This is a genomic window from Monoglobus pectinilyticus (genome assembly GCF_002874775.1).
In the GTDB taxonomy this organism is placed as follows: domain Bacteria; phylum Bacillota; class Clostridia; order Monoglobales; family Monoglobaceae; genus Monoglobus; species Monoglobus pectinilyticus.
Genome location: NZ_CP020991.1, coordinates 332,756 through 358,213, shown reverse-complemented (window position 1 = coordinate 358,213; position 25,458 = coordinate 332,756). Strand labels below are relative to the sequence as shown.

At 33.1% G+C, this 25,458-nt stretch carries 20 protein-coding genes and 2 riboswitches; of the genes, 7 read left to right on the top strand and 13 right to left on the bottom strand.

Translation table 11 applies throughout. The features are described 5' to 3' along the window. Positions 1-90 precede the first annotated feature (90 nt). From B9O19_RS01565 to B9O19_RS01545, 5 genes are all read right to left on the bottom strand, one after another. Positions 91-585 carry an NUDIX hydrolase gene (locus B9O19_RS01565; protein WP_102364791.1) on the bottom strand — a complete coding sequence of 165 codons (495 nt, stop codon included), beginning with the start codon at positions 583-585 and terminating at the stop codon, positions 91-93. 12 nt (positions 586-597) lie between these two features. Then, positions 598-1,197, bottom strand: coding sequence for a DJ-1/PfpI family protein (locus B9O19_RS01560; protein WP_102364790.1), 600 nt, complete (start codon positions 1,195-1,197; stop codon positions 598-600). A gap of 39 nt (positions 1,198-1,236) precedes the next feature. Continuing rightward, entirely contained in the window at positions 1,237-1,446 is a 210-nt protein-coding gene (dmpI, locus tag B9O19_RS01555; protein ID WP_102364789.1) for a 4-oxalocrotonate tautomerase DmpI, read from the bottom strand. 124 nt (positions 1,447-1,570) lie between these two features. After that, a complete protein-coding gene (locus B9O19_RS01550) occupies positions 1,571-2,623 on the bottom strand; it encodes a DUF5050 domain-containing protein (protein WP_102364788.1) in 1,053 nt (350 codons plus the stop codon). A gap of 59 nt (positions 2,624-2,682) precedes the next feature. Beyond that, positions 2,683-3,171, bottom strand: coding sequence for a GtrA family protein (locus B9O19_RS01545; protein ID WP_207655133.1), 489 nt, complete (start codon positions 3,169-3,171; stop codon positions 2,683-2,685). 244 nt (positions 3,172-3,415) lie between these two features. On the opposite strand from B9O19_RS01545, the gene B9O19_RS01540 reads away from it, so the two are divergent. Next, entirely contained in the window at positions 3,416-3,793 is a 378-nt protein-coding gene (locus B9O19_RS01540) for a metal-dependent transcriptional regulator (protein WP_102364787.1), read from the top strand. A gap of 11 nt (positions 3,794-3,804) precedes the next feature. Continuing rightward, positions 3,805-3,983: riboswitch (cobalamin riboswitch) on the top strand. Positions 3,984-4,090: 107 nt separating this feature from the next. Beyond that, a complete protein-coding gene (locus B9O19_RS01535) occupies positions 4,091-7,117 on the top strand; it encodes an S-layer homology domain-containing protein (protein ID WP_102364786.1) in 3,027 nt (1,008 codons plus the stop codon). Here the strand turns inward: B9O19_RS01535 and B9O19_RS01530 are convergent. From B9O19_RS01530 to B9O19_RS01515, 4 genes are all read right to left on the bottom strand, one after another. Continuing rightward, complete coding sequence (locus B9O19_RS01530) at positions 7,114-9,534, bottom strand: ECF transporter S component (RefSeq protein WP_102364785.1); 2,421 nt, start codon at positions 9,532-9,534, stop codon at positions 7,114-7,116. The genes B9O19_RS01535 and B9O19_RS01530 overlap by 4 nt on opposite strands. Continuing rightward, positions 9,507-10,394, bottom strand: coding sequence for an energy-coupling factor transporter transmembrane component T (locus B9O19_RS01525; protein ID WP_102364784.1), 888 nt, complete (start codon positions 10,392-10,394; stop codon positions 9,507-9,509). Before B9O19_RS01525 ends, B9O19_RS01530 begins: the two co-directional genes overlap by 28 nt. Positions 10,395-10,503: 109 nt before the next feature. Beyond that, positions 10,504-11,376, bottom strand: coding sequence for a DUF4430 domain-containing protein (locus B9O19_RS01520; protein WP_102364783.1), 873 nt, complete (start codon positions 11,374-11,376; stop codon positions 10,504-10,506). Positions 11,377-11,396: 20 nt separating this feature from the next. Beyond that, positions 11,397-12,416: a prenyltransferase/squalene oxidase repeat-containing protein gene (locus B9O19_RS01515; RefSeq protein WP_102364782.1), complete on the bottom strand. Its 1,020-nt coding sequence runs from the start codon at positions 12,414-12,416 to the stop codon at positions 11,397-11,399. A gap of 197 nt (positions 12,417-12,613) precedes the next feature. On the opposite strand from B9O19_RS01515, the gene galE reads away from it, so the two are divergent. Genes galE through B9O19_RS01500 form a run of 3 tightly spaced genes read left to right on the top strand, consistent with a single transcriptional unit; the run spans position 12,614 to position 15,418 of the window. After that, on the top strand, positions 12,614-13,600 hold the full coding sequence (gene galE, locus B9O19_RS01510) for a UDP-glucose 4-epimerase GalE (RefSeq protein ID WP_102364781.1): 987 nt from the start codon (positions 12,614-12,616) through the stop codon (positions 13,598-13,600). Positions 13,601-13,610: 10 nt separating this feature from the next. Beyond that, the gene (locus B9O19_RS01505) at positions 13,611-13,820 is read left to right on the top strand and encodes a DUF896 domain-containing protein (RefSeq protein ID WP_102364780.1); all 210 of its coding nucleotides are present in this window, start codon (positions 13,611-13,613) and stop codon (positions 13,818-13,820) included. Beyond that, a complete protein-coding gene (locus tag B9O19_RS01500; protein ID WP_102364779.1) occupies positions 13,820-15,418 on the top strand; it encodes a B12-binding domain-containing radical SAM protein in 1,599 nt (532 codons plus the stop codon). The genes B9O19_RS01505 and B9O19_RS01500 overlap by 1 nt, the downstream gene beginning before the upstream one ends. 208 nt (positions 15,419-15,626) lie before the next feature. Here the strand turns inward: B9O19_RS01500 and B9O19_RS01495 are convergent, their stop codons facing one another. From B9O19_RS01495 to csaB, 4 genes are all read right to left on the bottom strand, one after another. Then, positions 15,627-16,274 carry an ECF transporter S component gene (locus B9O19_RS01495; protein ID WP_102364778.1) on the bottom strand — a complete coding sequence of 216 codons (648 nt, stop codon included), beginning with the start codon at positions 16,272-16,274 and terminating at the stop codon, positions 15,627-15,629. Positions 16,275-16,408: 134 nt separating this feature from the next. Next, positions 16,409-16,529, bottom strand: a riboswitch (FMN riboswitch). A 66-nt stretch (positions 16,530-16,595) separates the two neighbouring features. Continuing rightward, positions 16,596-18,407 (bottom strand): VanW family protein, encoded by a 1,812-nt coding sequence (locus B9O19_RS01490; RefSeq protein ID WP_102364777.1) that lies wholly within the window; start codon positions 18,405-18,407, stop codon positions 16,596-16,598. A 135-nt stretch (positions 18,408-18,542) separates the two neighbouring features. Then, on the bottom strand, positions 18,543-19,733 hold the full coding sequence (locus B9O19_RS01485; RefSeq protein WP_102364776.1) for an ATP-binding protein: 1,191 nt from the start codon (positions 19,731-19,733) through the stop codon (positions 18,543-18,545). Positions 19,734-19,907: 174 nt separating this feature from the next. Further along, positions 19,908-22,190, bottom strand: a complete 2,283-nt coding sequence (csaB, locus tag B9O19_RS01480) for a polysaccharide pyruvyl transferase CsaB (protein ID WP_158648881.1) — start codon at positions 22,188-22,190, stop codon at positions 19,908-19,910. 232 nt (positions 22,191-22,422) lie between these two features. Here csaB and B9O19_RS01475 point away from each other — a divergent pair, with 232 nt between their 5' ends. Then, on the top strand, positions 22,423-23,850 hold the full coding sequence (locus B9O19_RS01475; RefSeq protein WP_102364774.1) for a DHHW family protein: 1,428 nt from the start codon (positions 22,423-22,425) through the stop codon (positions 23,848-23,850). Between the two features lie 5 nt (positions 23,851-23,855). Further along, complete coding sequence (locus B9O19_RS01470) at positions 23,856-25,415, top strand: DHHW family protein (protein WP_102364773.1); 1,560 nt, start codon at positions 23,856-23,858, stop codon at positions 25,413-25,415. Positions 25,416-25,458: the final 43 nt, after the last annotated feature.

Sequence of the window (25,458 nt, the reverse complement as noted above, 5' to 3'; positions counted from 1 at the left end):
TCAATTTTATAAACAAAAACATTATGTATTTACTATCAATATATCAAATACATAATGTGTATTAATATTATAAGTTTAATTTAACTCACCCTATAATTGCCGGCTTATAAAATGTACAACATTGTTAGAGTTTTCTATTATATACGGAACCAATTCTACTGGATAAACTTTTACAGCATTTAAAGTGTTTAAATCAAGCCAGCAAAAATCCAAGTCATACCGTTTTCCGTTAAGCTCATCATATCCGGGAAAAGTTCCATTAAGCTGAATGTCAGATAAATTCTTTAGCTCAACCTTATAATATAAACTAATTTGGTGGCAAGATTTTGATTTCCACGGAAAAAAGACTTCACCAATAGCGAATAAATTATTAATATTTATATCAGCATGCAGTTCCTCCATATATTCTCTTTTCAACGCTTCCTCAGAAGTTTCGCATGATGAGACATGCCCGCCGATAAATGAGTATCCGTCATCATTTTTAGATTTCTGCATTAAAATTTTATTATTGTGAACAAGTATCCCTGCTGCACGGTAGGAAAATATAAAATCATCCTGTTTGAATAAAATATCTTTTTTCTTCATATTTTCCTCCGATTATATTTCAGGCATTGGGGCTTCATAAAACCCGTATTTGTGAAAATTATACCATTCGAGTATTTTCTGTTCAGGAGCCACTTTCAAGGCTTTTAAAACTTCCAAAGCAAATTCCAGCGGCGCAGTTCCGTTGGCAGTAATTATATTTTTATCACAGATAGCAGGTTCTAAAATATATTTTTCTTCTCCTGAATATGAATCTCCTGCCCATTGTTTGATATCATTTAAATCATTTCCTGTATGTCTTATATTATTCAACACTCCAGTTGTAGCTAAAAATCCTGCGGCGTCACATATTCCTCCCAGAATTTTTTTGTTTTCAAAAGCTATTTTTACAAAAGGTTTTACTTTTTTTGCAGATTCCGTTCTCCAAGACATTCCGCCAATTAATATTAATCCTTCAAAGTCTTTAGGTGCGGTTGCTAAGTCATAATCAGGAATTAATGTAAAACCGCCTAATGATTTTACGGGTTCTTTAGATAACGAAAAAGTTTTGATTGCATATTCACTTTCACCTAATGCATTTATTAAACATGAAACATATGCTGATTCCCAATCCGAGTACTTATCCAAAACAAAAAATAGTATAGTTTTTTTCATATTATCCTCTTTATACTTTATATTTAATATAAAAACTTTTTACTTATTACTTTTTATATATTCTGCTTTTACTTTGTCTATTGTTTTTCCGGCAATACCAATGTTATTATCCGGCAGTTCTTTTATTGTGACCATAAAAAAATCTGAAGGTATTTTCATTATTTTCGAAGAGACTTCAGTAATTTGTTTAATTAAGTCTTCCTTTTGTGATGGAGATAATTCTCCGCCTTCTATTGTGATGTATGGCATTATAAACTCCTTTTACATTTAATAGTTTTATAATATATGCAGCATATTTAAACTGCAAATAATCTTTGTTAACGATACAAATATTGACAGTGAATTTTTATAATATTCTTTTTGAATTAATAAATTATTTGCTTATATTTAGTTTTTCGCTTGTTTCAATGTTTGTTTGATATAGGATGTCTCCTTGATTTGACTTTTCGTAAAAATAAATCTTATTGTCAAACTTTTTAAATCCATAAGCGCTGTCACTTTTCTCATCAATATCAGCAATTTTTATTTCATTATCTCCGTTGATTTCAGATGAATACACTGCAGAATTTGCTTGATAATATAATCTTTCGTCTATTACATCAAAAACGTTAGAGAAACATTCGAAGCTATAAGCGTCAATATTTCCTTTTCCTGATTTAGGAGACCTGTATATTTTGTAGCAGTGGCTAATATCATCATATGCTGAGAAAAATATATACTTATCATAAACAACAATACTGTCAGTCCTTACATTGAAATTAAGAACTTCAGTTTTATCCGTTCCGTCAAAATTCATTCGGTGAAGTATTGTCCCTGAACCGCGGTTTTCTGAATTTGAAGTATAATAAATTTTATCATTATCATATCCATAAATAAAGTATTCGCCTTCAATTGCTTTTTCGGTTTCTCCGCTGTTTATGTTAATTTTATATATTCCGTTATTCAAACCTTCGTCAGCTTCTGTGTAGTAAGCAGAATAAATATAGTCTCCAATAACTACAGGTGAGCCAAGCGGAGAGACAAATTCGCTTATTGATATATCATTGTTACCGTCTAAACCGCACCGTCTAAGTTCCGGTGCAAATTCATCGCTCCCATTTGTTATATAATATACGTCATCGCCAACTATTGTAAAAAAGTCAGACTCAATAGGAATAACATTTGCATTTTCTAAATTGGCAGAAGAGGAAAGTGATTTTGTAATATATAAGCTGCCATTTGATTCCGTCATTGAAGTGAACGGAACTATTGAGTTTTTCTCAGACTTAAATTCTGATGTTATAACGTTATCTTGTGTATTCTCGGCTTCTTCTTGATTTTGACTTGTCTGATTTTGATTAATATAGTATTCATATGTAAAAAGTCCTGATAAGCCCAATATTAATATAACAGTTAAAGAAATAATAATTTTGTAAGACATTTTCATAACTAATACATCCTTTATTGGAATTTAAATTGAAATATATCCTTACTCCACAAATATTACTATTTAGTTTTTTCTGCAGAGTCTTCCTTTTTGAATATCCAAAGTTTGCTGAAAACATAGTTAAGAACTACTATAACAAACTGTGCAATTATGTTCATTAATAATGGTTGAAGAGCAAATACATTTACTGTTACAAACATAAAAATAACCTCAAATACCATAGTTGCCAACCTTGCTGCAAAAAAACTGAGCATTTCTAAAGTTATAGCTTTAAACCCGGAGATTTTACTTTTAAAAACAAATATTCTGTTTGTTATATATGCAAACAAAATTGCTATAATATTTTTAAATACAACGCATGAAGAGTTGATAAAACCGTTATTTTGAAGAGTTAATCCGCTGTTGCCTGATGTTGCGGCAATATAGTCAAACATTACCCCAAGAAGCCAGTAGAGACCAACTGAAATAATAGTTGTTAAAACTCCGAAAAATAAATATAGAATAACTTCCTCATATTTTTTATAGAGTTCTTTAAGTTTATTAATCATTTTCCCTCTCCTTTTATATAGTTAACACGCAAAATTACTATTACTTATCATAATATACCAAACTATTTTTGTCAATCGGTTTACTGATTTTTAAAGTTTTTTTAATGTTGGATGATATATTCATATTTCATAAAAAAATTTATCAATTAAATATTGAACGGTATTTTTGATAAATCTTGACAATCTTTTGGCACTATGATAAAATTATATAGAAAATATATGTAAATTAAGTGAGGTGGTACGGATGAAAATAATGGAGTCGGCTGAAAATTATCTTGAAACTATATTGGTGTTATCAAATAAAGGAGATAAAGTTCGGTCTATTGACATAGTTACTGAGACCGGATATACTAAGCCAAGTATAAGCCGTGCTGTCAAATCACTTAAAGAAAGCGGTTATATATCTGTGGACGTTCATGGATATATTGATTTGCTCCCATCAGGCAGGGCAATTGCAGAGAAAATCTATGAACGCCATAGATTTTTGAGCAAGTATTTGATGAAGATTGGAGTATCTGAAGAAACCGCTCTTACTGATGCATGCAGGATTGAACATGTCATCAGTGAAGAAAGTTTTGATAAGCTGAAAGAGTTTGTCAGAACTTTAGAACAAAATTCTTAGAAGTTAATTTACAAATGAATAGAGATAGAGGTGCGCTGATTTCAGCGATAATAGGGAATATGAGTGAAATTCTCAAACAGACCTTGCTGCCGTGACGCCGAGTGTTTGGCTTATACCACTGAGTTTTCTTGGGAAGGTGCCAAATATGCTGAAGCTAAGTCGGAAGACCTGCCTTTATCTGTGTTTTGTGGTCCACAGGGGTATTGGATTTGGCAAAGGCACATTGCATAGCGCACTGTGTTTTTTGTGTCTATACATTTACCTTGTACAGGCATTTTTATTTTATGGAGGGATTTTATGAAAAATCTAGACTATCAACAACAAAATTTTGTACGCCGGCTTATTTCAGTTTTTCTTGCTGTTATAATCTGTGTATCTGTTATGAGCGGTGCAGTTTTTGCATCGGGAAATCAGGAAAAGACGGTTACTATTTCACTTTCCGGTGATGAATTTTATTTTGCTCCGGAAACTCTCACAGTTTCATCTGATTTAGCGTATCAATACGGTTATGAAAATGAAGACGACGGTCAAGTAAGCATTTTGGATGCTTTGATCGCTGTTCACAAAATATTGCTGTCTGATGGGTTTACTGTAAATACCGCAAAAGATTATTTAGATATTAACAGCGGGTTTATTACCAAAATCTTAGGCGTGGATGCTTCGGCGTCATCTTTTTTTGTGAATGGCGTCCAGCCGAATGATGGTGTTATAAATCCTTTGTATGGTTCATATACTGGCTATACTGCTGATAAGTCATATTTGAAAGACAATGATGATGTCAGAATATTTTTGTATCAGGACAAGTCATTTTGGAGTGACGTATTCTCATGGTTTGATAAAACTAATGTAACTGCTGCTCCTAATCAGGAAGTTAATTTGAATCTCAGTGGGTATGTTTCATTCTTTGGTTGTTATCCGCAGGAAACTATTGAAGCAAATACAGAGGCGATATCGGATATAAAAATATTATCAGGTACTGATAAATATGACTTAAAGGACACCGGAATAGTAACAGATAATAATGGAAACTTTACATTATCTTTTGAAACTCCGGGAAAATATTTTATTTCTGCAGAGAGTTATTCTGATGATTTTACATATATTGTTTTGCCGTGGTGTGAGGTAACCGTAGAGGAAGAAAATGCCGAAACGGCTTCGCCGTCTCCAACTGAAGCACCAGTTGTTGTAAGCGCATCTCCGTTACCGACGGATGTACCTTATGAAGAAACTTTTACCCCTGCCCCAACAGAAACTTCAAATATTGAAAGCGCGTCACCACTTCCGACTTCATCGTCAGTTCCTGATACTGTTATAAATAAAGAAATAAAGCTTTTGATGAGTAACATATCATCTTTATATACTGAAACAACAGAAGCTTGGTCTATATTTGATATGGTTTGCGGAGGTTATTCTTCGAAACTTAAAAACAAGTCTGAAGCTAAGCAATTGATTATAGATGACGCTTTTACTTCTCAATCCATTGGAACATTAGCAAAGGATGGCTTTGCATTAAAGTCTATAGGCACAGATATAAAAAAACTTAAGAGTTCAGATGGTGAAGTATTTGATTTAATAGATAAAATATCAAGCTATAATATTTCTGATATTACATATATAACTGATGCGGTTTTTGCAATGCTTCTATATGATTCAGGAGACTACACTGTTAACGGAAATCTAACCCGTGAGGCTTTAATAGAATATATACTTACGAGCAGAAATTCTGATGGTGTGTGGGGATATACCTGGGAAGGCATGAATTATCCGGATTATGATTCTTCAGCTATGGTATTAAATGCACTTTCTAAGTATTATTTAGCAAATTCAGCAGAAAGTGTAGGAATAGATACAAAGACACATAGTCAAATAAAGACGGCTGTAGACAAAATAGTAAATATATTATCTGAAAAACAATTATCAAGCGGAAGTTTAGGTTCATCAAATACTGATGCTATGGTAATAACTGGATTATCTTCTTTGGGAATTAATTCATTAAATGATTCTAGATTTATAAAAAATGGTAACAGCTTGATTTCGGGATTGCTTTCATATACTCTGGAGGATAACAGCGGATTTGGATATATAGATAATTCAGAATTAAATAAGTTAGCAACTGAACAGGGATTTAGAGCACTGATATCATATGTTGGCTTAGATAGTTATGGAGCATATAATATCTATGATATAAAACCGATTAAAAACTCGTCAAGTTCCGGCAGTAGTTCCGGGAACAGCGGAGGCAGTACAGGGGGCGGAACGACATCTATTACGGTAACAGTATCAGTTATTGGTGATACTGCTCATGGAGATGGAAAGCATACCGGTTCATATCCTACATGGATATTTCCTGTCAAAAAGACTGTTTCTTCAAACGATACAGCTTTAAGCGTCATTATGACAGTTCTAAGTGAGAATGGTTATACTGCAAAGGGATTGGACTCTGGGTATATTTCTTCAATAACTTCGCCAAGCGGCATAACAATCGGAGAATATACTAATGGTAAAAACAGTGGTTGGTTATATACTGTAAATGAGAAAAGCCCAAGTGTTGGAATGGATTCTTATAAACTTAAAAATGGTGATGCTGTAAAGTTATATTATACTGATGACTATACTTTGGAAAATGAGAGCAGCGCAGGTTCAAATGGTTCAGGGATAAGTTCTGAGCCTGGGATTATCAGTTCACCGGATATAACAGCTAGTCCTGAAGCAACACCGGATAAGCCGACAGAAGAGAGTTTTATTTATTCTGACGTTTCAAAAGATTATTGGGCATATAGGTATATAAAAGTTTTATCAGAGAAAAAAATATTGCTTGGTGATAACGATGGCGCTTTTAGGCCAGAAGCTCCAATGACAAGAGCAGAATTTGTGTCTGTGCTTTCAAGAATTTGGAATGCAGAAAACAATATTCAATCGGATGAGGGCGACTCATTGATATTCAATGATGTCAATAAAAGTGACTGGTATTTTGATAATGTTAATTGGGCTTCGGCAAATGGTCTAATAAATGGTTTTGAAAATGGAGAATTTAGACCGAATAATTTTATAACTCGTGAAGATATCTGTGTAATCCTAGACAGATTTTATGAAATGTTATATGGTAAATCTTTAGGAACAGAATCTGAAATGAATTTGGCAGATGAATTTAGTGATTATATTGAGATAGACGGATATGCGAAAAATAGCGTTAAACATCTTAAAGAGGCTGGGATTATAAATGGTATGGAAGGTAGACGGTTTGCCCCAAAAGAAAATGCAGCCAGATCAGAAGTTTCCAAAATGACTGCATTATGTTTCTTTAAAGATGAGTTTAATAATTAGTTATATGAATTTCTGCCTTTGAGGAGAAGACCGTATTTTTTCTTAACTCTATCAAGTTTGGTAAGCATAGGTTTTGCTAAAACTATTAAAAATATAACAGTTGAAGCCGCATGTATAATGTCATATGGGATTCCTGATATATAATAAGCGGCAAGAGTGGACATAGATATTGTATCATTGGCCATTATTAAAGCCGCGGGATTCATAATCCCGCCATATATTAACAGAGTTATTAAAAATCCAAATATACATATTGGCACTGTCGTTTTTGGCAGTGCCTCTTTTTTATACATAAATCCGGATATGAAACCAATAAGACCGCAGGCAAACATTTGCCATGGCGTCCAGGGGCCCTGTCCTAAAAATATGTTTGATACGAAGGCGGTTATTACTCCAATCAGAAAGCCTCGCTGAGAACCAAGAGCCATTGCGGAAATAATTATAATAGCAACTGTTGGCTTAAACTGAGGAATCATATAGAATGCAATTTTTCCAATAACACCTATAGTACAAAGTACTGCTATAGTAACAAGTTCACGCGCCTGTGGTTTTCGGCCTTCAAACATAACAATAAATGGGATTATCGAAAGCAGTATAATTGCAATGCTTATATAATAATATGGTCTTTCATGTATAAATTTCATTCCTAAAAATATACATAACGGTATTAATAATAAGGATAATACTGAGAAAAATACCGAACCTTTTGATCCTTTGTCAGTTATTATATTTGTTTTCACCGGTGTAAGAAGAGGGGGCAGGGCGGAATCACGACTATTATGTTTGGGTGAACTTTTGGTTATGACAGGCGAACCTCCTATAGCATATATAACATCATCGGTGGTTATAGCATTGGGAATTATATGTCTGGCAATTCTGTTAGCAGATGTTGTGTAAAAATTGTTTCCTGAAAAAAATGCACGAGGTTCATCTTTAGAAATAATTTCTCCGTCAAACAGAAATGCACAGTTATCAGAATATTGGGCGCAAAATTCAATATCATGAGATACCATAATGATAGAAATTCCTCGTATCTTTAAGTTCAGGAGTATTCCTGCCAACTTTTTCTTAAATAAAGCGTCAAGTCCTTTTGTCGGCTCATCAAGAAGCAGTATGCGAGGACGTTTCAGTAATACTTTGGCTAAAGCTGCGCGCTGTTGTTCACCTCCTGATAAATCATATGGGTGCATGTATAGTAATTCAGAAAGGTCGCAAAGATTAATAATATTTTGAAGATATGATTCGTCTTTTTGACTTATATCTTGCACCAAATCAGCCATAACAGTATCTTTTTCGAATATAGTTGTGGGATCTTGAGGCAGAAGGCAGACCCTGTTGCCCATTGTATCAACATTTCCTCTATATGGGGATTTTGTTCCTGACAAGATAGACAAAAACGTTGTCTTTCCAACCCCGGTGCTTCCAACAAGCGATTGCCATTCACCGCTGTGCAGTGAAAGAGAAATATTTTTTAAAATATCATTATCACGTTTTTCATATCTAAACCATATATTTTTGGCCTTCAAAACCGTTTCAGATTCTTTGTAACCAATTTTTTTAACTGGTACAGGTTTTATTTCCTTTCCCTGTACATATGTGCTTATCCAATCTCTGCCTTCTCTTACTGTAAGAGGGCAGTTACAGCCTCTGTCAACACTGGCGTAAATTTGAGCCGGTGACGGCATAGCGGAGAACATTTCATTTTGCGTGTTTCTTAAATTAAGTATGACGGATCGGGGTTCGTTATCGGCTATTATCCTGCCGTTTTCCATGACAATTATTCTGTCAGAAATAGGTACGACTTCCTCAAGATTATGCGCTGAAACAAGTATAGCTGTTCCGAACTCACAGTTGATTTTAAGCAGCATCTGCATAAAATCACCCGCAGATATTGGGTCAAGCTGGGCTGTTGGTTCGTCTAAGATAAGTATTTTTGGTTCTAATACCATTACTGACGCAAGACTAAGCAGTTGTTTTTGACCACCGGAAAGGGTGTTTGTGTCTTTATAAAACCATGATTGCAGACCAAAGAAACTTGCCATTTCTGAGACTCTTAACCTTATCTCGTCTGTGTCATACCCCAAACTTTCAAGTCCGAAAGCCATTTCGTGCCATACTTTGTCGGTAACTATTTGGCTTTCTGCTTTTTGCATTACAAAGCCAATTTCCGATGCTTGAACCCAACTGTCTGTTTTTTCAAGTTCATTACCGCAGTATTTTATACTGCCTGATCTAAATCCGCTTGGAGACAAGGTTGTTTTTAACTGTCTTAAAAGACTTGTTTTTCCACAGCCTGATTTACCGCACAGAGTTATAAATTCACCGCTGTTAATTTTGAAACTTACGTCTTTCAGGGCGAAATTATTTCTGTTATTTGTATATGAAAAGTTTAAATCTTTGACCGAAAATAATTCCATTTCATGTCCTCCGTTATGTTAATAATCATTGGTAAAATACATAAAACTGCATAAATAATATAACCCACTATTCCAATTCCGGTAATATTTAATTCATAGAAAGGGTAGAATGTAATATTAGCATATCCTCCATGTGTTAGAAAAATTAATGTTATAATAAGCGCTGCCAATATTATCAGCGCTATACCGTCTCTAAAATAAAATTTATAGTTTGAAAATGCCGTTCTGCCCTTCAAACCATATCCTCTAGAATTCATTGAATCGGCTGTAATAATAGAATTTTCTAATGACCATGTCAGCATTATTGAAAATATATTGAGAGAATGTTTTATTTTTGATGTAATTTTATTGTTTTTATTGTTGTATGTCAATGTTTTTTGAGCCGTTGACACTGCTTGATACTGGTGTTTAAAAAGAGGGATAAACCTTATAATCATAGATAATACCAGAGAAAGTGAGGGGATTATTTTTCCAAAAAGATAGATAAATTTATCTGATGTTATAATCCGGCTAAAACAAAAAAACCAAATAATTATATTTGATAAAAGTACAGCAGCGCATATTCCATAAATTATAGATTCCAACGTTACAGGATTTCCTGTTGGAAGATAGCATAATATTGTCATTCCATTATGATTGAATGCAATATTTACTAAGGCGGCAAATATAGAAATTGGTAAAATAGTAAGCAAATTAAAACGAAATGATTTGCGTCCGTCTAAATAGATTGAGTATATAAGTCCTGAAATGAATGATATTGAAAGTAGTATTGGATTCATATAGATAGTTGAAAATGTTATTACTGCTGCAAAGTATATAAAATTTATTGTTGGGTGAAAACGTGAGAATTCATCTTTCATATATATCCTCCATTAATTATAACTAAACTAGAATGCCGCAAATTATTAAACGGTTGATTACTCTTCTTTTATCTGCAAAAAGTGAATAATAAAACTTCGAATAGTTTTATCAAATATCATTGCCGAGATTGCATGTATAATACCAGCGTATGTCATCACCGGGTCTTATTATATATTTATCACATCCATAACTTGGGCGGCTGCCGTTTACAAAATATGTCCATCCTGATAATTCGCCGCAGTCAAATTCGTGTAATGAGTTTATTCCTTCTATATATTTGGAACCATAAGCAGGAGATGAGGAAAACTCTAAAGGTATACCATTTTCTTTCATGAGACGTTTTAACAGGTCAAAAACACTTTCACCCTGATTAAATTTCGGATTTCCTGAATATATTATTCCGTCCTTAGGAAGCACATCTCTTAAGCTTTGTGATAATTCTGTGGATTCAAAAGCTTTATTGCAGTCGACAATAAATGAACAATAGTTAGAGCTATCAGAACCTTCATTTTCAGTTGATGACGGATTATTTTGTGTATCAGGTATCTGTTGTGTTGTTTGGCTTTCATTATTTATGGTGTTCTGACTTGATGTATCGAGGTTTTCATGATTGTCATTTGCAGGTGAGTTTGAAGTATTAGATGTACCGTTTTGTTCGGGCATAACATTCTGTTCAGAATTGGAACTCATATCTTCGGAGGGAATTTTGGTATTGCTTTGTTGATTATTTGTATCAGAATTACTATTTTCTTCTGACAAATCTGTATTTTTACTGCTGTTGAAACTGTGACTGCTTACAGCACCCCCCTCATCTTTATTGTAACTTTTATTTTCTGAAGATATTGAATAAGAATCATTATTTATATTATCATATAAATTTGACTTAGAGATGTCTTTAGTTGAGCAGCCTGAGAACAGAATTATACACAATATAATTAAAATACTAATATTTAAAATTTTAGCTGATTTTTTAACTTTCATTTAAATGTCCTTTTTTATAGTTATTTTGTAATACTCTCTAAATATTTTACATTAGCGTCAAACCATATTCGGTCATAGATTAACATATTAGCTGGCTTTTGCACCTCAGTCAATGCGAGAAGTGCCTGTTCGCTGGCAATTTGATTTGCGTCGGCATCACTTTTTAAATGAAGATATCCGCCTCCGCTTATTCTATAACTATCAAGTGCGTCATATGGTGTATATCCATTTTTTGTAAAAAAACTGTCATGAGGCGAAAGTCCATATCTTTTCATAGCTATTATAACTTGAGAGATACTTTCGCTGTTTCCTTCTGACTCATTAGGATTTGCAGTAAAACTGCCGTCATTTTTCTGTATTGAAGACAAATACAAGAAAGCTTTGTTGATAGCATTGTCTATTTCTTGACTATCGTTACACAGAGACAATGCACTGATTGCCATTGCCGTAATATCAGTGTCAGGCATATTTTGAGAAAGACCGAAAGAACCGTCAGAATTTTGATGATTTAAAATAAATTCTTTGTATTTTTGAGCTGTTTCTATATCGCTGTCGCCGCATAATACCTTAGCGGTGAGAGCAAATATAGGTCCGTTTATACCTTGTAGAATTACTTTATCATAATCATTAATATATGAAAATAAATTAAATCGTTTTTCACCAATATTGCTGGTTGGAGCTCCAATTGAATTTAACGCAATGGCTATTCTGGAATATTCGGTATATTTTCGTCCTAAATTTCCGTTTTTTTCATCCAAAATATTTGAGACTCTGGCATTATAACTGTCAAAGTATGAATCGGGGACATTCAGACCTGAATGTGATATTCCAATAACAGCCCATTCACCAGATGTAGATGATATTGTTGGTATAGTCGCTTGAGAAAGAACATATCTTGCTGTCTCCTCAATTTTTTGACTATCATCTGAAGCATAAACGGATGAGTGTGCAAATATAAATAGTATGATAAACATAAACAGAGGTTTCATCAGTGTTTGTATCAAATTTATTGTATTAAAATCATTTTTTTTATTAACCATAAAAATACCTCAAAGTTATAGATAATACGATAGTTTAATAATGTTTATATTATCATTTTTAGCGATTAATGTCAACAATAGCATTACAATATTTAATTATCTGTTGACAAGCAATTTTATTTGTTATAAACTATAGCCATATTTGTAAATAGGTTTATATGTAAGTTAGAATATATACTAATAATGGAGGAGATATTATGTCAGTTTTAGTATGCGGAGGAGCAGGATATATTGGCAGCCATACTGTTTCAGAACTTCTTGATAGAGGCGAGGACGTTGTTGTTGCTGACAATCTTCAAAAAGGTCATAAAAAAGCTGTTTTAGGCGGCAAATTAATGATAGGTGATTTGCGTGACAGCGATTTTTTAGATAAGGTTTTTTCGGAAAATACAATTGATTCAGTCATTCAGTTTGCGGCCGATTCTTTGGTAGGCGAAAGCGTTGAGGACCCGCTTAAATATTATAATAATAATGTTGTGTCAACTTTGAGTCTGCTTAGTAAAATGAAACAGTATGGTGTGGATAAAATTGTATTCTCATCTACTGCTGCAACTTATGGTGAGCCGCAGAATATACCAATTATGGAAACTGACCCAACTATTCCTACTAATCCTTACGGACAAACTAAATTGGCCGTCGAGAAGGCTCTTAAGTGGTGTTATGAAGCATATGATATAAAATACACTGCACTGCGCTATTTTAATGCTGCCGGCGCACATATAAGCGGAAAAATAGGTGAAGACCATAATCCTGAGACGCACTTGATTCCTATTATTCTTCAGGCTGCACTTGGACAAAGAGATAGTATTACAATATTCGGCGATGATTATAATACCGAAGATGGAACCTGTGTACGCGATTATATTCACGTTACTGATTTGGCAGACGCTCATATTCTTGCTCTTGATAAGATGAGAGCCGATGGAAAATCTAATATTTATAATCTTGGAAACGGAAACGGATTTTCTGTAAAAGAAGTTGTAGATATAACTAGAAAGGTTACCGGTGTGGATATAAAGGCTGAACTTGGAGAACGGAGACCGGGTGACCCGGCTATACTGGTTGCTAGTTCTGAAAAAGCAAAAAAAGAACTGAATTGGAAACCGAAGTATAATGATTTAGGTACAATAATCGAAACTGCATGGAAATGGCATAAAGAAAATCCTAACGGTTTCTCTGAATAATGGAGGATATATGGAGCAAAAGAAAATAAAAAGAATAAATGAGCTGGCAAAAAAAGCAAAAAGTGAAAATGGTCTTACTCAAGCAGAAGAGCAGGAACGTGCTCAGCTAAGAAAAGAATATATAATGGATGTTAAATATAATCTCAGAGCCCAGCTGGAAAATATTGAAGTTGAATATCCGGATGGAGAAGTGATTCCAATAAGGAGAAAGAAAAAGTAATGAAGACGGTTTTTGTTGCCGTTAATGCCAGATATTCTCATTCATCTTTGGCAATAAGGTATATAGAAAAATATAATATAAAATTTAATCCTGAACTAATGGAATTTTCAATTAATGACAGTATTGGTTCTATATATTCAGCATTAGTGGAAAGCGGTGCAGATGTGTACTGCTTTTCTTGCTATATTTGGAATATTGAGATAATTCTGAAAGCTGCGGAATTAATAAAAAAAGCTATGCCAAATATTGTAATTATATTCGGTGGCCCTGAAAGCGGTTATAATTCTGATGAACTTCTAAAGAAATACAATTTTATTGATACAATAATCAGAGGAGAAGGAGAAATAATAATTGGCAAAGTGCTGGAACTGATTCAGCAAGGAAAACGACCGAATAGGTTTTATCAAGGAGAATGTGTGGATTTAAACAGTCTGAAGTTTCCGTATACAACTTTGGATATAGAAAATCTTAAAAATAAAATATTGTATTTCGAGACCTCTAGAGGGTGTCCATTCAGATGTGCATATTGTCTGTCGTCGGCAGATAGTAATGGGATAAGATACTTTCCAATGGAATATGTTAAAAAAGGATTTAAATTTTTCTTTGATAAAAAGGTTCCTTTAGTTAAATTGATAGACAGAACTTTTAATTGTGATTCAAAACGGGCAGTAGAAATAGTGAATTATATAATTGAAAATTCAACTGCTACCAAAGTTCACTTTGAAATAGAAGCAAGTATTTTAACTGATGAACTGATTTCGGTTTTGAATTCAGCTCCAAAAGATATGTTTCAAATTGAGGTTGGCGTACAGACTATAAATCACGAGGCTCTTACAGCAGTTAACAGAAATTATGATTTAGAAAAAATAAGATATAATATAAGACGTTTGACAGAGCCAAAAAATATACATATTCATTTGGATTTGATAGCTGGATTGCCATTTGAAGATTATAATTCTTTTATTAAATCTTTTAATTTTGTGTATTCGATGAGTCCTGACATGTTGCAGTTAGGATTTTTAAAAGTCTTAAAAGGCACACAGGTATCTGAACGATTTACTTCGGATATAAAATATGCAGAGTTCCCTCCATATGAAGTGATTTCAACAAAATGGATATCAGCGTCAGAACTTCTGAAATTAAAAAAAGTTGAAAATGCTGTGGATATGTTTTATAACAGCGGAAAATTCTTTAATAGTATAAGAAGTATTTCAGAAAAACCGCCTTATGATAATAATCCTTATTCTTTATTTGAGCAGCTGGGCGAAAAAACCAAACGCAGTGAAAAAGCAGGAAAGTTGGCAAATACAGCATTTTATGAGATTTTGTATGAAATTTTTGGAGATTGCATTATTGAGGAATTGGCAGTGGATTTTATTAAAAATAACAAGACCGCAAGACTTCCAAAGTTTCTTCATAGGGAAATGAGCAAGTCTTTTAAAACTCATTGTATTGAATTAATTAATAATCCAAACTTTGTTGAAAGTTATAAAATATCCGGAAATTTAAAGGATTTACGATTTGAGCACATTTTAAATAAGGTTTTTGTTATGGATTATAGCAATAACTTGTTCTTTGATATAACAGAATGGTTTTAAATAATATAAAAGATTTATGAAATTCTTAATTATTTAGATTAAAAAGTTTATTTTAGAACTTCGGGGGACGATATATATGATGTGTAAGGTACAAATAATAAAATAAAGTTTGTCAAATTGTCTTGTAAATAATTTCAGAAGATTTTTTTATGATTTATTTCTTATTGATTTTTGGGCCGCAGAGCTTTTGTTCTGCGGCCCATTATTTTTATGCCTTACCTTTTAATATTGGTTTAAGACGTTTGTATAATAAAAATGTTAATATTGATATAATAACGCCTTTGAAAATATTATATGGAGTTATACATAAAGCTATAAGTTTTAGTTCACTGTCAAGAATAGGTGAGATTTTAGTTCCCATTTCTATAATTGCATCCATAGGAAAACCCATTGCATTTATGTAAAACGGGAAAACTATAAAGTAGTTAGAGAAAAATCCCATTGCCGCAAAACAAAGTGTTCCGACAAGCATGCCTATTAAAGCTCCTTTTCGAGTTCTGTTTTTTTTGTAAATAATGCCGGCGGGTATAACTAGACAGCAGCCTAGAATAAAATTTGATAATTCTCCAACACCCATTGTATGGGTTGTTAATAAATGCAGAAGATTTTTAATCAATTCAACAAATACTCCGGCAAGCGGACCGAAAGTGAAGGCACAAATGAGAGCCGGAAGGTCTGAAAAATCAAACTTTACAAAACTTGGTACAATAGGTATTGCGATTTCAATTAGCATTAGCACATATGCTATCGCACTGCATAAAGCAATTGAAACAAGCATTCTTGTCGTTATAACTGGTTTTGACAAAACACTTTTGGGTTTAAATGAATTTTTCTTTTTTACGGCTTCGTTAGTCATAATAATTCCCCTTTATAATATAAATTTTTAATTATTTGCAAAATAAAAACACCCTAAAATTTCAGGGTGTTATAGTACCAAAATAAATTATAATACTTAAAATAAGTATTCAAGTATTTAAATAATCGATACAATATAGACTTCTTTCATCCGGACTTTACCGTCGGCTTTGGATTTTCACCAAATCAACTTATAAAAATAAGCTCGTGGGCTATAACCACCGGTAGGGAATTGCACCCAACCCTGAAGTATTTTAATTGATTTAGAAATTATAACATATACTATGATTTATTTCAATAGTTTTTTTATATTTTTCCAAATTTATTGCTGAGGTTCTGCAGAGGCAGTAGTTTGGCTTGAAGGTTCTTTTGTTGGAGGAGTTTTACTGCTGATAGTTTCTTGAGTTGTGCTGCCGTCTGAACTGGTAGTCGTTTTAATAACTGTTATAGAATTTCCATCATTTTGAACGTCTAAGTTAATCTTAGGTTTAGAGACATTTGAACCTACAACTCTAACAGACAGAACTCCGCCGCTGGCATCAATAAGGATTCTAACGGGATAATTTGTACTGTTTTTAAATATAAACTCCGGACCTCCCCAAGACACGGTGGCATCCATTCCTTTAGGAACGTATGCTACGTCTTTTGAGTGTGAGGTTCTGGCTATAACGTCAAGACCCGCTCTGTTGATTGCGCAAAAAAGTGTTGATGATACTTGGCATATTCCGCCGCCATAATCAACTTCACTCACAGTTTTACCTTCTTTGACTACGTAAACCGGTGCCTGCTGATAACCTCTGTCCGGTGAACGTTTGCCAACGACATCATTAAAATCAAATTTTTCTCCCGGAAGTAATTCCAAACCATTGATTGTGTTTGAAGCCAGTCTTATATTTCCGGCTCTGGCAGCGCTGCTTCCGCTATAGTCGGTAGTGTAAGTTCCTAAAGTGTCTTCATAGAGGATACTTTGCAGAAATTCAGTGTCTACAGCAGGATTAACCAATTGAACCGGTATGCTGTAATCATCTTCGGGCTGTTCAATTGCGGCTTTAATTTCCGACTTATTAACGACGATTTGCGGTTTTCCCGGAACAACATAGACTTTATTATTATCGTCCTTGGCGTATGACGCGTCTTCAGCCGGTTTGGTTATATAATTATAAAAATCGTCCAAATCAAGTTCAGGAGCTTTTGTCTTAATCGGAATAAATTCAATATCACCAAAGTTAAAAGAACAAATTTGGTCAATAACCAATTGTATAGCAGATTCCATATCGACCTTAATACCGTCCTGAGGTTTAGCGATTACTATATCGTTGTTATCACCGATTCTGAAGGTGTAACCTAACGGTTCAATCTCATGCGGGGCGCATAAATCATTAATTGCACCGGTAAGCGCCTGTTCATCATAGGATACAGCTGGCCTTACTTTACTGCCTGAGAATATGCTTGAAGTATAAGATTTAAGTTTATTAAAAAAGCCGGCTTCTGTTCGTCCAACTTGAAAAGCGTCACTAGCCATTTTTTCCGGTTCAAACTGCATAGATAAGTTTTTAATATCTATAGTGGATTGGTCACCCATGCAAATAAATTTCAAAGTTTTGCCCTGAATTCTATTTTGATCATATTCTTGACTTAATTTTTCTGCAGCTTCTTCTTGGGTTAACCCTCCAAGATTTATATTTTCAATATAAGTATTAGGCATTATATTACTGTAGCTATTGACATATATTCCATATCCGGCAGTTGCTAAAACTATTAAAGAAATAGCAGAGGCAGCAACAATTTTTATTGTTTTATAATTTTTCTTTTTTGTTTTTATAGTACTGTTCTTAACCGGACTTCTTTTAATTTCATCATCATTATTTTTAGAATCTGCCGTTGATTTTAAATTATTATTTTCATCTGTAGATGAGGTTTGTTCATCATTAAAGTTATCTTTAACAAATTCAGAACTTTTATTTTCTTCTTTACTATTTAATTTATTTTTTGAATTGTCTTTTAAATTTTCTTCTTTATCGTTATCTCTAATAATTTTAGAATTTTTATTTTCAAGTTCTTTAGACGCGTTTTTTAATATATCATTATCTATATTATCTTGTGAAAAGTCATCGTTGACATTGTATTTTGACATATAATCTTTCACCCACTATTTTAAAATTTCATAATTGTCCATATACTTATTGTCTCACAATTTTCTACAAAAATCAACAAAATTTTCACCTAAAACGTATTTGTTATAAAAAATTAATAATTTATAATTAATATATTATTGTTCACTTAGGAAATTTGAAACAAACTGAGCGGCGGTTCTGCCTGAAAAGCCATTATATTGTATTTGCCAAGTTAATGCTTTAGAACGAATATTCTCATCCATTTGAATATCTTCTCTTCTTAACATGTCTGAAACTATATTGAGATATTCCTTTTGTGTAGGAGTTAGAAAACTTAAATTTATTCCAAATCGTGCTGCTAAAGATTTTCTTTCTGAGAGAGCTTCGCTCCTGTGAATTTCATCATTCATACCGCCTTCGCGGTCAGCCCACGTTTCTTTAATCAAGTTTCTTCTATTGGAAGTAGCGTAGATTAGAACGTTTCCTCCCCTGGTTTCTGCTTGACCGTCAAGGGCAACTTTTAATAATTTATAACTCATATCATCAGGTTCAAAAGATAAATCATCTATAAAAATAATATATTTTAAAATTTGATTATTTATGCTTCTGAAAACCAGCGGCAAATCATCTAAATCAGACTTTTTTAATTCAATAAGTCTTAAACCTCTGTCTTTAAACATGTTAAGACTAGCTTTAACGCATGAAGATTTACCTGTGCCGCTGCTTCCGGTCAGCAGAACATCATTGGCAGGTTTTCCGCACATAAAGCTTTCTGTATTTGCTATTAGTATTCTTTTCTGATATTCAAGACCGCAAAGGTCATCAAATGTGATAGGATCTGTATTATAAATTCCTTTTAATGATTTTCCTTCCCATTTTAATGCAGCAAATGCTGATGAACTCCCGGTACCGAAAACTTCAGCATGTGCAAGTATTGCGCCCATCAAGGCCTCTCGTGATTTTGAATTCATCATACTTTCAAGAGATCTCGCATATCCATGTAATCCGGTTTCTATAGGTGTCGAAATTATGGATGAAATTGGAACAAGATCTTGAGATATACAAAGCTTATCCCAATCTATACATAAAAGATTATCATAAACAGTTTTTATGTCCTGACGCAAAAAGTCACGTATTGTTTCAGGATTAGGTAAATTGTCCTGTTCAAGCATTAAACGCAAAATATATTCATCAATAATATTTCCGTCTGTCAGCCTGTGTTTAGAGAAGGAGATCAAATTACGTGCCGCCTGATAATACGCATCTTCATCTCCGTCACTTTTAAATTTAAGTAATGAAGTTACAACATCATCATTATTTAAATTATTGAATATAAATAAATTCATATAGTTACCTTCCTTTATATTTTACTGTGAATGTATTAAGTAATTAACTAAAATATCTACTTTGCTGTTTGATATTGAAAAAATAATTTTGCTTTAAATATAATTCTAATACATGCCTAAGTTATATAAAAATAGATATAATACACAATTCTAGCTGTATATTAATATTTAGTCCTAGTTTTTAATTAAATCTACTGCGAGTTTTGCGGTATCAAGAGCTTTCTCTTTAGCTAATGCGGTTGTATTTTTTAAATTAGCTACAATATCGTCATGAGATAAAATAAGCTCATCTATATACCTGGTTATCGTGACAGGATTAAGGTTATCTACAGAAATACTGTATTTTTGGTCAATATAATCCATTATAGCATTTATTTTCGGGTCATATATCAATCCGATTATTGGAGTGCAAGTGGCGGCTGCATATATAAGCGTATGCAGACGCATTCCTATAACAATTTTGGACCGTGCAGTAAGCCCCAAAATTTCAGGCGGCGTCAAATTTTCAGGCGCTATATAGCCGGTTTTTGTGGCAAGGGAAGAAATTCTTTTCGAAATATCAACGTCCTTAGGGCACTGCATTGGAACAAATACACTGTCAATGCCATATTTTTCTTTTATATAATCAGCAGTTGCTGCAATAGTTTTTTCAAAAGATTTGCCGATTGTTTTCCAAGGACGTACAGATATACATACGAATTCTGAATCTTCTTTTAGCCCCATTTTTAATAAGATATTATCAGTTGTTTCATCAGTAGTGGGTTTTAGCGTAAAAGCAGGGTCTGCTGTTATAATTATATTTGAGTTATTAACTCCTATTTTTTCAAGTTCCTTTTTAGAAGAATCTTCGCGTAAAGTAATTAATTCAACCTTATCAAGAGTATTCTTTATCTTAGCGTAATTGTGTTTGTTTTGTATAGGTCCTATTCCATTAGAATACAGCATAACTTTTGTGCCGCATTTTTGGGCAAGTCTTATTATAGTGAGATAATATGCCAAAGATTTGTCGCTGGTGATATCTTGAATCAAACTTCCGCCGCCGCTAATTAGTAATGATGTGTTTTTTAATTTTAAATAAATCTTAGGAAAATTAAACCTATGAATCGAATCCACACCATAAACAGCTTTAGTCTGTTTGGGGTTATTTGACAATGCCAGTATTTTTATATCGGGTTTTAGTTCTTTAAGATTGTTCACAATGGCTTTTAATATTGAATCATCACCACTGTTGTCAAAGCCATAGTAACCTGATATCATAACATCATAAGTTTTATTTTTGCGCAAGGGAAAAATATATTCATCAATGTCTTCAAATTCATCATTAGTAACATCGTTTATACCTTCACTTTTAATTATGCTGACATACATTTTCATTGCGTCATCAGCCATAGTATCTATAGAATAATATTTTTCGATAACTTCTTTTGAATAGCTTCCTAATCTTGTTTTTTCTGCTTCAGGAAGGCCCATAAGCTTTATAATATCTTCATATAATATATTTTCATCAGTTTCACGGCAGCCTCTGCAGCAAAAATTAGTATCAATAGAAATACCTAGTTTATCTTGGTCAAATATACCGATATATCCTTCATTTCCTGCGATTATAGACGGTTTTTCCGCGGCCATGGCTTCAAGAGCCGCACGGCTGACGCCGATAAATATTTCGCCGCTGGCAACCAGCTTATTTATGTCGGTTCTGCTTCCAGTATATTTGATTAAAGGTTTATTTAATTTGTTATTTACATTATCAGCAGCAGTTTTCATATTTTCAAAGTCATTACCGCCGCCAACTATTAGAATTTCAAGATCATCTATCTTTTCATCAAGTTTTTCTGCAATAGAAATAAGTTTATGAGCAGCAAGACTTCTATCAATATCCATCCTGCTGACATATACTATCCTGCGTTTTTCCGGCGTTAGTCCAAATTCTTCTGCAACTTCAGTATAATCAGTATTTTTTGAAAATTTCTGAGTATCTATACCATTGATTGTTACTCTTATATTTCCCGGTTTTATACCATAATTATCAATAAGATATTTTTTTATATCATCACTTACAGCTAGCGAGCGGTCACCCCATTTGGTTATATATTTATATGGGAATTTTAAACTGAAAACCCAATGAGCTGTTGTGACGAATCTAAAATTAATTGATTTTCTGATAAGATTTAATATGAAACAAGGTATTCTTGCGTGCCCGTGAACCACATCAATTTTATAATCAATTATGATATTTTTTAAAGTTTTATATGCGGTTATTACATCTTTTGGATTTTTGTCTGACATAGGCACATAAAAGTGTTTTATCCCGGCGTCTGTCAGTTCTTTTTCATATGCACCTCCGGCTGAAGCTACATAGACATCAATACCGCGGCGTTTTAACGCTTTGGAAAGTTCGACAATGTGAGTTTCTGCCCCGCCAATATCTAGTTTCATTGTTGCCATTAGGACTTTCATAATCATAACCCCTTTGCAGAAATTTGGTCGTATTATCACAAAAACTCATTTTAAATCACTTTATACAAAAATGCAAGGCTTTTTTATGTAATGTAATTATAAAGTAATTTTATATTTATAATATATTTTTTCAATAAAATAATACAAAAATTTTATTTAGAAATATTGCATTGGAAATATAAGTATGATATAATAACTCAAATATGTTAAATGGTAAAGGAGCAGAGTATTTTTGAAATATTCGGTTAAAATCAGATTATATTCGGCGCTTATTTTATTGTTATCCATGATGAGCGTGTTGTTTGCAGGTGATGTTTTAGCTATCAAACAGGAGGTATTTGTATATGTATATGGAAATAGAGTTGAATTTTCTAACTGTGAACCAATTATAAAAAGCGGGAGAGTTTTTTTGCCGGCTTCAGAAATTTTTGATATACTGGGTCTTGATATTTATTATTCAGAAGATAATAATAAATTGACTGTTAAAAATAATGGAAATACTTATGTTCTGAGTGTTTATAGCAGTGATATAACGGTCAATTCCAGAGAAGTTAATATTGGCTCAGAACCAATACTTGAAAATTCAGAGATGTTTATACCTATTCGTGCTGTAGGAAGTACAATGGGGTATCATGTTTCTTGGGATTCCCAGAATATGACTGTACATATTGATAAAGGCAGAAAGCAAAACCCTATGGACGGGACTGTTATAAGTGATGAATACAGATATCAGAATTATAATGGTTCATATAACGGGTTTGACGTTTTCAGCAACGGTGAAAATCATTTCTGTATGGAAATATTAGATATTAGTGATGAGAATTGCAATAGATATTCAAATATAGTGAATAATTTTGCTGATGCTGTACCTGAAGCTAATACATATAGTATTGTCATCCCGACCGCTTCTGAGTTTTATGCTTCTGATGCAAAAAAGTCCAGCTATTTAAATGAAATAGCCAGTATATATGATGGATTGCATGATGATGTGACGCCAATTAACGTTGAGGACGTTTTAATGAAACATGCCAATGAAAATATATTTTTTAAAACAGACCACCATTGGACGCAGCTTGGCGCATATTATGCTTATAAAGAATTTTTAAGCTATAGCGGCGGATATATCGATGAGCCGGAAATGTTTGCAAATCAAACTATAGATAATTATCAAGGTTCTTTTCTTGGTTACTTATCAGGAACAGACGGATATGATTTAATGAAAGATACATATGATAAATTAACTCTCTATTATCCAGTAGGCAACTATACAGGAGCGTCTTATTATGATGTTAATTTGACTCAGTACATTGAGGAGATGAAAGGGATAAATCCAGGGTTTGAAAATTATGATTGTCTGCTGGAAGGAGATTATCCTATAGAAGTTTTTAAGACTTCTATAAATAATGGCAAAAAAATATGTATTGTGAAAGAATCCTTTGGAAACGCGTTTGCAGTATGGGCGCTTAATAACTATCAGGAAGTGTATGTTGTTGATTATAGAAAGTTTAACAGGTATGGCGGCAACATTGAAAACAGCCGGGAGTTTTTTATAAGCGATTTCTATGATAATGTGAAATTTGATGATTTAGTAATAATAAATTATCCTGTTTCTGTTGAAAACGAACCTGAATTAAATGCACTTGAGAATATGGCAAGATAAATTAGATGAAAAAATTGAAATTTGGTGATTTTTTGATAACTATAATTGATGTAAAAAAATTATTCTGTAAGACTATTATATTAATTGCGATATTAATATTTATTATTGGAAGTCTATCAGCTGCCGCTTCCAGCGGTGATATTTCAGTTAATTTTGATGGGACATTTTTGAAATTTGATCAAAATCCTATTATAGTAAATTCAAGAACAATGGTTCCATTAAGAACTGTGTTTGAAGCTTATGGAGCAGAGGTATCATGGGACGAGGGAACTGAGATAATAACTTCTAGATTGGATGATATCGAGATTATATTGCAGATTGACAATAATGAGATGTTTAGAAATGGGAAAGTTATACATTTGGATGCGGCTCCCATGATTGAAGGAGACAGAACATTGGTTCCGGTAAGAGCAATTTCTGAATCTTTCGGCAGCGAAGTGACCTGGGACGATATAAATAGAATAGTTTGTATTAGAAATTTGCCTGAGTCAAATAACGTGATGAATGGAACAATAATAAGTGATGAATATCGTTATGAAAATTACGATGGACAGTATAACGGCGTTTCCATTTTTAATAAAAACGGAATCGATTATTTTGGTATGGAACTGCTTGGAATTTCCAAAAAAAGCGGAGAAAAATATGCTGAGATATTGAATGGAATGGCGGAAGATTTGCCTGATGTCAGAGTATTTTGCGGAGTTGTTCCCACTGCGGCGGAGTTTTATGCGCCTTTTGGTTTTAGAACAAATTATCTTTCAGCTATTTCACACATATATAATAGTTTAAACTCAAATGTTACGCCTATTAATATTGAAAACGCTATGATGTCAAATGCCGATAAGTACATATATTTTAAGACGGATCATCATTGGACGCATTTGGGTTCATATTTTGCTTATCGTGAATTTTGCAGTGTTTCGGATAATATGGCTTCTGAGTTGGATGAATTTGAAAAGAGAACTATAAATAATTATCTTGGTTCTTGGGGTAAAGTTACTGTAGATACTGATGGATATAATATGCTGGACAGCAGCCGTGATATAATTGAGTTTTATATGCCTAAGGTAGAATTTGAAGGACAGTCATATAGTGAAATGGAAATGGACAAACCAACAAAGAATATGCAGCTTATTAATCCGGCTTTTGGTAACTATGCTATTTTTCTCGAGGGAGACAATCCGCTTGAATATTATCATACTAACGTTGATAATGGCAAATCAATCTGTATTATTAAAGAGTCTTTTGGAAATGCTTTTTCAACATGGCTTTTAAATAATTATGAAAATGTGTATATAGTTGATTACAGAATATTTAATAATAATGGTGAAAATTATAATACCTTTACAGTTAAAGAATTTTATGATATGTATAATTTTGATGATTTACTTGTTTTGAGTTATCCATATACTATACAGCAGGAAGATTTAAGGCAGATGCTTGGTCAGACATGGAGATCAGATTACGTAGAATATTCTTCTTACAGTAATGATAAAGGCTCGGATGATAATGATGTTCCGCTGCCAACCCTGGTTCCTGATGTTATAGATACTGGGTTGGAATAACAACTGTTTATTTCAAACAACATATTATTTATAGTAAACAATT